The following is an 8,913-nucleotide window of genomic DNA, read 5'->3' on the forward strand; positions in this document are numbered from 1 at the left end:
TATGAATTTACCCAAGATGAAAGCCCGCGCTGAGAACTATGACAGCCTTGATGAATTAGCTCTTAATAACGCGATTGAAATACCATTCCCTGCAAGTGAAGTGTCATGACCGAGCCACGCAAAGGGCAGGCGCCCGCAGTGCTAAAAAGAGGTGAATTTCACCTCGAATTTCAGCGTTCCTTTTTTGACCCATCTTTCAAAGCCGTACGAACGGAAATCGCTAAAGTTGAACAGGTTGCATGGGAAAATTACATCAACGGGAACAAGTCACCTATCACGGCAAAGGCTGGACCGGACTTTGCTGAGCCTGATTACGATCTGTCGGTGGAATGGAAATCGACGCGAGACAAATTGATTGCAGCGGAGGCTACACAAAAGGATTCTTCTACCAAATCAAGGGTTTTGCTGGTCTGCGGTTCTGCACGCAATGACGGCAGTTGTCCTGGCGAGATTTCAAAAACCTACCGCATGACGAAGCTTGCGGTAGAAATTCTGGAAGCAGGCTGCATAGAAGTCGATCAGTTGGACCTCAGCCTGTTGATTTCTGATTACGATAAACATATTTACCCCTGCAAGGCTTGTGTCTCCACCGCGATGCCATTATGTCATTGGCCTTGCAGTTGCTACCCTAACCATGGACAACGTCAGACCAATGACTGGATGGCCGAGATCTATGAAAAATGGGTCGCCGCTCATGCTGTCATTATCATGACACCTGTCTATTGGTACCAAACACCGGGGGTTTTGAAATTGATGATTGATAGATTGGTTTGTGCCGACGGCGGCAATCCGGATCCGACAACAACTTCAGGTAAGAATGCGAAAAAAGCGAAGGACATAGAGCTCAAAGGATGGTCCTATCCGAAACATCTGGCTGGCCGCGTATACGGTTTGGTTGTGCATGGCGATGTTGCGGGTATTGAAGGAGTACGCAGGTCATTGTCAGACTGGCTGGACTGGATGGGATTGGTCGATGCAGGCGCATTATCACGGCTGGACCGGTTTGTCGGCTACTACGAGTCCTATGCCGAAAGCCACGAAGTTCTGGATCGTGATCTAGCGATGCAAAAGGAAGTTCGCAATGTTGCCCGCGCCGTCATGAATGCTGTCGCCGAACTAAGAGCGGGTACTTTATTAATGCCGGATGCTGGGCTGGATCGTCCTCGACCCAAATGACGGTGCCATTGCCAGAACTCTTTTCGACTATTTAGGAATGCTATATGCCGTTGCGTGCCGGAATCAGCCTAAGAAGAAGCAGACTTTGCTAAGAAAATACGGTCTTTCAACAAAATTTATTCCTACTTTAATTTGAATTCAACGTCGCTGCTCGAACGACTCTCATTTGACCATTTAATCTTAGTACCATGTTTGATACTAATTACCGCCACCGAATTAGCTTGCCTAAGGAGCTGAGTTGTTCAATTTAGCTCTGATAACTTTACAGTGGACTGCAACGGCAATAACGCTAGTCGCAGCTTGGCTTGTGACATCCCAATCAAAAAAAAGGCGTAACTTAGGGTTTTGGTTGTTCACTGTAAGTAATATATTTTGGATAGTTTGGGGTTGGTACGATCACGCTTTTGCACTAATAGGATTGCAACTCGGTCTCTTTTTTCTTAATCTAAGAGGCGTAAGAAAGAATGACTCTGTTTGACAGGAAAATGATTTGATCGATTACGTCTCCTGAACTCAAGACAGTAGTTTTTAATAGCCACTCCATGTTTGTTACCACTGATAAGCCTCATCAACGATGTTCCTTCCAGGGTGATCAAGCCAATGCTCAATTTCAAATCCTTTTGGTCAGCCCAAAAAGTCCTGGCCAGCATCGAGCTTATGCACATGATTCGCAAAGTACAGTCGATGATGGAAGGTGCTGAGAAGATGTTTCTCGCAGATCAATTTTACCCGTTGGCAGGACAAGTCCGTCCAGCGTGATGATGGACGCAAGCGTCTGCTATAAATCCGATTTGGTTTCGCTAATGGGACAAAACCTGACTAAGTGGCTTAGCGGCTTGAGCGACCGAACGTCTGATAGCCACACATCGGCAATCGTTATTCAAGCATCTCAATACCCTCCCCGAACAGCACCAACATGGTCAATACTGCGCCAGGCTTGACCCGATTTCCAATTTCATTTCTGTCTGCATTGAAAACTTCTGCAGCAATGGGGGAGTTGCTGATTTCTGTGTCGGTCAGACGTCTAAAACCCATGTCCCAAGTTGCGAATTTCCGCTCAGCGACTTCCGCTCTGGAAAGCAGAAAAATATCGTTATGACGCTTGTCCAATTCGATGGACCGATATGTCTTACTCACGTCGGCGTCTTCACCTTCAAGCACCTGCAATATCCCGCCATTTGCGCATAGGAGCATTCCAGTTATGTTGCGCAATTTATTGATGCTCCGTGCAGTTTGAAGTATGTCGGCCATCACCTCTGGCGCATTGTTGACCAAAGAACTAGTGTAAACCAACTGAATAAGTGCCATGGCAGTAGTAATTCCAAAGTTAAAAAGTGTGAATTTGCTTCGTGAAGTGCTGCGCTGAGCATGTAGGACTAGCCGTGCCCAAAATTAATTGGCTAAATTTCGTTAGTTTCAATGCCGGTAGCAGAATTTGAATTGAGTGGATGCTTCGGCTCATGCATGTCATGAGTAATGCGTGGCAAGAGCCTCTCATATTCCTTCTTCACGACCCCAAAGCACTCAGATACTAACCTCTCCAAACCCGCACGGTCAACCACCTGTACGAGGCCGCGGCTGTATCGGATTAGACCAGCGGCCTGCAATTTGCTTGCCTCACCGCTTACTCCCTCACGACTCACGCCAAGCATATCCCCGATAAGTTCGTGCATTATCGTCAATACGTCGACGGGAACGAAGTCGACTCGGCAAAGAAGCCAGCGACAGAGCTTGTATTCCAAGCGGTGATGCAGATTACAAACAGCGACTTAAGTCATTTGGGCAACCATGGCGTGGGTGATGCGCTACAGGGTGCGCATCATGGCACAGTGAAGGTCAAACTCCAATGCCAAATGGTGCGATGACAGACAATAGGCTTGACCGGCGTTCTGCACTACTGCGACACTTGAAGTTATACCTCTCCCCAAAAAGAGTGAAATACCCACAATGCCATCGCGTCCAACCACGGCAATCTCATCAGAGTCGCCATTTTCCATGACGTACATCAGTTCGGGACCACACATAGTGGCATTCTTTTTTGTCCTAGTCGAACACCGCACTTGGCTTGCGCTGAGGTTACCTCAGCGCGTCACCTATTTATACGCTCTATCGCACACTTAGAGCAAACGTTCATGAATAAAGTTCACATGAAACGGTGACTCCTGATTTCTGAATGACTTTGGCTATCGATATAATTGCCCGATTTATTGGCATTCAATTCGATGTAGTGGTGACGTGATGAATGATGGCGCGCATTCTACATATAAAAAAAAAGCAGGTCTGGGTATTCACTGATGCCGTTCAGTTGATTTCCAGAACCGCTAACATCGGGGACTCAAGATCGACGATTACTCATCCGCAGACAACCACCCACAATCGCATCGCGACATCAGAGCAAGAGAGAATTGGTATTATTGAACAGTTGGTCCGGATTTCCGTATGACTTGAACCAATTGAACATATTTTGCAAGACTTCGACAACGCTCTAAAAAAAATCTAGAAACCTATGGATAGCAAACGTAGCCAACGATATTACCGATTGCCAACAAAGCTCATTAATTTAGGTTAGGGGATTCTATGCAAGAACCGCCGAAAATTCCGTCATTCCAAATCCATCACTGCCAAGAGCGTATCCAGGTGGGTCCATCTTGCCGATCCTCGGGTTTGGGAGCAAGAACAGTGAACGACTTAGGGATTTTCGTGCGCGCTGCGAAGCAACGCAGTCTAACTTGGGCGATCGAACGAGGAACCGCAGACAAATAACTGTACCCGCTAGCGATCACAGGCGGCCCAGCTCGCAATCAACGCCTTCACATTTGACTGTCCCGGAACTCACTCTGAACATTTTATTCTGTCGAATTTGCAACGGGTTTTGGTATAGCAAGACTATCCCTGAACATCGTACTTAACCCACTTACCCAAGCCAGAGATGCCGCCCAACCAGCAAGGACATCTGATGGATAATGGACGCCCCAGTAAATACGCGACAGGCCGACAAACGTCACAAACAAGCTGCCGCATACAATTACGACAACGTTCCAACGGCTACTCCTTGTGAGCACGATGAGTGCAACGGTAACTGCCATCGATTGCATGGCGTGGCCGCTTGGAAAACTATAAGTGGTTTCAGGCATCCCTGATATCCAAAGATCGGGCCGGATGCGGGTGAAGGTATTTTTAGCAAATAGATTCAGCAATCCTGCACCGGCGACGGAAAAAAGCCAAAATCTAGCAGCGGCGCGACGCTTGAGCAGCAGTACGACAAAGACTGCAAAATTGAATGGCACTAAAACGAATGCCGACCCCGCGCGCGTGAAGAACAGCATGACAGAATCAAGCAGCGGCGAAACATTAGCGTGTATGAATAAAAGGATCGGTTTGTCGAAAGAAAATACCTCGTGCTCAACCACTTCTTCCGCGAGACTACCGAAAATAAATAGCGGTACTAAGACACCGATGAACAGCGCGAGCAATGACCCATAGTGGTGCCGCAGCCAGGATTTCAACGGATGCATTAATGGCTTTCGATGTTACGAGCGTTGTTTCAAAAAACGGAAAATAAGGTACGCTAAGCTGCGCCTTTTGTGTAAGCGTCCGACCCCACCAACTTTTCACATGGCAGTATTGATTGTTGATTTGTTTCTTCGCGAGCCGGCGAATTTGTAAGAGCGGAATTTTGTTTATATTACTTTCGTGTTTAATACTAAATGCTATGAAAATAGCTCCCTGTCTCGTTGGCGCAGAGCTTCGGACCAGTAGCGATCCCACCAAGGTTTTATCGTAATGTCAACGGGTGGTTTTTGAAGTTGAAGAGGTTTGGCGTTGTCACTAGCTTTTTTTGTTGCTTTTCTGAATTCGTAGTGATCGAAAAGACTCACAGCTTCCACCATGTAGGCGGTAGCAACGCGCGGATCTCGGATAATTAAAAGGTTTTCTCCATTTGATGTGTCTGCTGGATTCGAAAAATTAAACGATCCCGTATAGACACGTGCTAACTTCGGTTTGTCAAAATCAACGATGACAAACTTATTGTGCAACCTAACTCCGCTACCGCCATCAGATTCAGAACGGAAGGGCGCTGGTACATTGGCCCCCAAAAACTCTGGTTCGGTAAGTACAAAGTGACCATCCGCATTTGCAAGGTCAATCTTTTTATCGTCCCGGTCAGACATGCCGTAGACAAATATATTCTGACTCCTTTCAAGGGTCTGGATAGAATTAGGAAGCGGTCCCGTTGTTTGATACAGGAACGCTAATGCAAATAAAACAGAAGACGTTGCAGTGTCAATGTCATCGGCCACTGGTTGGAGTACCGCAGAGCCAGTTGAGTGGGGTGAAAACGTCACCTTAGCATTCACACTAGGCAATTGAAGATCCGTCCAAGCGGTGGCGGGCTCCTTCTTGAATGCCGCACCCGAGGCAGAATTCCAGTATAAGTCGAAGGCTGCTGAAAAAACTGCCACAGCGGACGGTTGCAAGATCACAAGGGTATTGTTTGCCTGAACATACAAGCCGCGCCAGCTGAAGTTTGTGCTACCACAAACTACAGCCTTGTAAGTGCCGCTTTCCACGATCAACACTTTGTTGTGCTGTAGTCCAGACATGTGCTGACGCTTGACTTGGTTGGCTCCCGCAGACTTCACTAGGCGAGCAGTGGCCTGACTTTCACATGAGGTAGCAGATCCATGCTGACCGGAATCGTCGACAATGATAGTGAGACGATTGCCGAGTCGTTCAAACCGTTCGAGCACTTCGGGTAAATTTAGGTCGTATGCAATGGCTTTAACTGTCGCTGTCGGCGTTGCTAAAGCCGTATCGAGCACCTCCAAAATGGACTGGCGAGACTCAAATCCCAGCCAAGAGAGCGCTTCAACAGCATCTGGGTGAGTTGGTTTGAAGTCCAATCCGTTGTCAGGATTATCGGGGAGAATTTCACTGATGGTGTGTCCGTCCTGTTGATAGTGATCGATGAAAGCTTGTGACGAGACAAAGCCGCGAGTGAAGGAAACGTTGAGTTCACCTTGGTAGGTATCCTTGCCGAGCTCAATATTTGCTTGCTGAAGCTCCCCTTGGCTGAGATTCTCCTCGGCATCCATAAAGAGAGGAGTGACGCGATAGTTGAACGCGCCAGCGGTTTGCGCTTCTGACGGGAAATGTACCCAGCGGAACTTCTGTATGGGTGCGACAAGACTAGACTGCACTTGAGGACCGATCGCGCCGCCGGGCGTCGGAAATGATAGTCGGTTGTTAAGAGGTTTAAATGCCTTAGCGGAGGGTGGCTGGTACTCGATCGCGAAGCCCACAAAGTTGACAGGCGGTTTGCCTGATTTCCAATTCATTCCCAGCAGTATCATGCCCTCACCGCGATGTAATTTGAGCGTGAATTCAGCTTTCGCATTAGTTCCGACAGATTGGTAAGATGTGGTGACCATGAACGACCTCCCGAGTTTGGATTTCTGATTAAGATATGGAAATGCAAAGACTTCGGCTCGCTCCAACAAAAGACAGGTTAGTGATCTACCATCTCACTTGTCAAGAAGGTAAAGTATTATATTGATTATGTTATCATTTAAATGTTAGTTTATTGATATTTTTACCTATTATAGCTTTTAAGTCTCGCAGATAGGGAGAGCCGCGTTGTGAATGCTTGACCAATCGGGGCTGGCAACGCCATTAAAGTTGGCGCGCGAAAACAGTACGCAATGCGGTACCAAGGTGCGGACAGGCGGCCTTTTGAACCTAATCGAGCCGGCAACAGCGTCGTAAATTTTCCAGTTGTCAGCGTGGGGCGTTTCCAGAGAGATTCACAGGAGCCCTTACGGCCATTGGATCGGCGAAAATTTCCTGGACGCTGAATTTCAATTGAAGTGGAAAATTCTCTGCGCTGTTTAACAAACTAGGACTTTGTACTGTTGAAGATCACCCTAAACTGAGCCACGTGATTGAATTGCCTGCTGAACAAATGAGCAGGGAGACATGGAGTGATCACCGTGGACATGTTAACCAAAATAAGGCGGATGTATTTCCGCGATAAACTCTCGATACGAGAAATTGCGAGACGAACCAATTTGTCTCGCAATACCATCAGTAAATGGCTCAAAAAAGAAGCAATGCAAGAGCCGAAGTACCCTCCGCTAATTACCAGCGAGTTGGCAAATATTTTGCATAGTAAAGCGGCATCACGATATGAGTTTGCTCGATTTCTGTTGAACCCTGCGTTCCAGTGAGTTTAATAGTCTTGTGTGGTTTGCATTTTTCAATATATGATTGCAGCGACTTTGCGCGTGTGCGCTTACCGCTTTTGACTTCGACCGGAATAATTTGGCCTTGATCATTGGTGACAATGAATTCAATTTCTGCGCGTGCATCACTCCATGAAAAACTAGGTTCTATGCCGATTGCGGCCAATTCTTGTTGGACGAAATTTTCGGCGATGTAGCCTTTGTATTCGAATGCTTGTTGTTTGATTTCGCGAAAGCCGACGCCGAGCATATTGTTAAGAAGACCGACATCAAACAGGAAGAGCTTAACCTTGTTTTCTTCTTGGTAAGCAGCGAGCGGTGTTCTAGGCATTCCTTCTATTGGGTGGTTTTTCAATGCGAGGCGACATCTGTGTAACCAATTGATCGCTGTTTCAAATTCACCATAGCGTGATTTATTTCTATAGACACCTTTGAATTTGAAACGATTGACTGACTCATCGACGACTGCAGACAATTGAGCAGGAATTTGATTGAAGACGGCTTCAATTAATTGAGCGTCGCCTTTGTTCGAATACTTTCCAAAATCGCGACGGTACCCTTCTACTAAATTTGCATGAATCTGTCTGACGTTTGAAATACGTTCGAGTATGCTGGCGTCTGGATTCGCAAACCATGCTGCTACTGCCTCAGGCAGTCCGCCGGTGAAATAGTAATCGGTTAGTTTATCAAATAAGATGTTGTGTGCTGCGGGGCTATTAACTTGCGTTTCGAAAGCTTTGATCAGCGCAGGCTCATTTGAAGCGAGTAGGAATTCGTAAAATGTCAGAGGACGCAAATTGTATTGCTCGACTTTGCCAACGGGAAACGAATTGAGCAATCCGATATTAGAACCACTGGCAGCGATGTAATAGTCTGGAGTTTTTTCTGCAAAATATTTTAAAGATGATATTGCACGCTCACACTCACCAATTTCGTCAAGTATTAATAAATCGGTAGCGGGATTAAAAACTTGTCCTGTGAGCAATTCAATATTTGACAGAATCTCGTTTGGGGCTAGTGATCCCGCAAATGCTTGGGCGAGATCAGGGCGTTCCAGAAAATCGAGATGGAGCGTTTGAGTAAACCTCTGTCCCAATAATTGTGTCAGTAGATACGTTTTCCCGGTCTGACGCGCCCCATCAATTAACAACGGCTTGCGTTGCTGCTGCGATTTCCAATTGATTAGCTTATCAAGTAATTGTCGTTTCAATGGTGTCCCCCCAGGAATATGGCAATATCAGCGGCACCGATATATTTTTCCTGTCATATTTTGGATCTGATTTTACTTGAATTTACATTATTATGCGCATAAAAATGCATATATACGCATTTTTATGCGCATAATAATGTTTATAATTTCGTTTATATGCGCGAAAAAGTGACGATTCGCACAGTTAGGCTCTAATGGAATGGACGCCCTCTTTCAAACGGCATCGATGTGCCAAAATGGGAGCGGCAACACCCCCTAAATGAAATGAGCGTCCAAAATGATCAT

General features: G+C 46.5%; 8 protein-coding genes and 1 pseudogene. 4 read left to right on the forward strand and 5 right to left on the reverse strand.

Features of this window, described 5'->3' with window-relative positions:
* Positions 1-105 precede the first annotated feature (105 nt).
* Entirely contained in the window at positions 106-1,176 is a 1,071-nt protein-coding gene (locus QN395_RS20415; protein WP_323493029.1) for a flavodoxin family protein, read from the forward strand.
* Between the two features lie 876 nt (positions 1,177-2,052).
* On the opposite strand, the gene QN395_RS20425 is transcribed toward QN395_RS20415, so the two are convergent.
* Both QN395_RS20425 and QN395_RS20430 read right to left on the reverse strand, forming a co-directional pair.
* Positions 2,053-2,484, reverse strand: a complete 432-nt coding sequence (locus QN395_RS20425) for a BLUF domain-containing protein (protein WP_323493132.1) — start codon at positions 2,482-2,484, stop codon at positions 2,053-2,055.
* A gap of 92 nt (positions 2,485-2,576) precedes the next feature.
* The gene (locus QN395_RS20430) at positions 2,577-2,849 is read right to left on the reverse strand and encodes a helix-turn-helix domain-containing protein (RefSeq protein WP_323492954.1); all 273 of its coding nucleotides are present in this window, start codon (positions 2,847-2,849) and stop codon (positions 2,577-2,579) included.
* Here QN395_RS20430 and QN395_RS20435 point away from each other — a divergent pair.
* Both QN395_RS20435 and QN395_RS21715 read left to right on the forward strand, forming a co-directional pair.
* On the forward strand, positions 2,844-3,041 hold the full coding sequence (locus QN395_RS20435; protein ID WP_323493133.1) for a hypothetical protein: 198 nt from the start codon (positions 2,844-2,846) through the stop codon (positions 3,039-3,041). The two genes, QN395_RS20430 and QN395_RS20435, sit on opposite strands and share 6 nt — an antisense overlap.
* A gap of 380 nt (positions 3,042-3,421) precedes the next feature.
* Complete coding sequence (locus tag QN395_RS21715; protein ID WP_416352072.1) at positions 3,422-3,619, forward strand: PLP-dependent transferase; 198 nt, start codon at positions 3,422-3,424, stop codon at positions 3,617-3,619.
* A 403-nt stretch (positions 3,620-4,022) separates the two neighbouring features.
* Here the strand turns inward: QN395_RS21715 and QN395_RS20440 are convergent, their stop codons facing one another.
* Positions 4,023-4,691 (reverse strand): phosphatase PAP2 family protein, encoded by a 669-nt coding sequence (locus tag QN395_RS20440; RefSeq protein WP_323492952.1) that lies wholly within the window; start codon positions 4,689-4,691, stop codon positions 4,023-4,025.
* 195 nt (positions 4,692-4,886) lie between these two features.
* Positions 4,887-6,608, reverse strand: a complete 1,722-nt coding sequence (locus QN395_RS20445; protein WP_323492951.1) for a phospholipase D-like domain-containing protein — start codon at positions 6,606-6,608, stop codon at positions 4,887-4,889.
* Positions 6,609-7,172: 564 nt separating this feature from the next.
* Between QN395_RS20445 and QN395_RS20450 the strand changes: the two are divergent.
* A pseudogene (locus QN395_RS20450) lies at positions 7,173-7,272 on the forward strand (hypothetical protein); the annotation flags it as partial.
* 42 nt (positions 7,273-7,314) lie between these two features.
* Here QN395_RS20450 and QN395_RS20455 read toward each other — a convergent pair.
* Entirely contained in the window at positions 7,315-8,628 is a 1,314-nt protein-coding gene (locus tag QN395_RS20455; RefSeq protein WP_323492950.1) for an ATP-binding protein, read from the reverse strand.
* Positions 8,629-8,913: the final 285 nt, after the last annotated feature.

Source organism: Undibacterium sp. RTI2.2 (genome assembly GCF_035018705.1).
GTDB lineage: Bacteria > Pseudomonadota > Gammaproteobacteria > Burkholderiales > Burkholderiaceae_D > Undibacterium.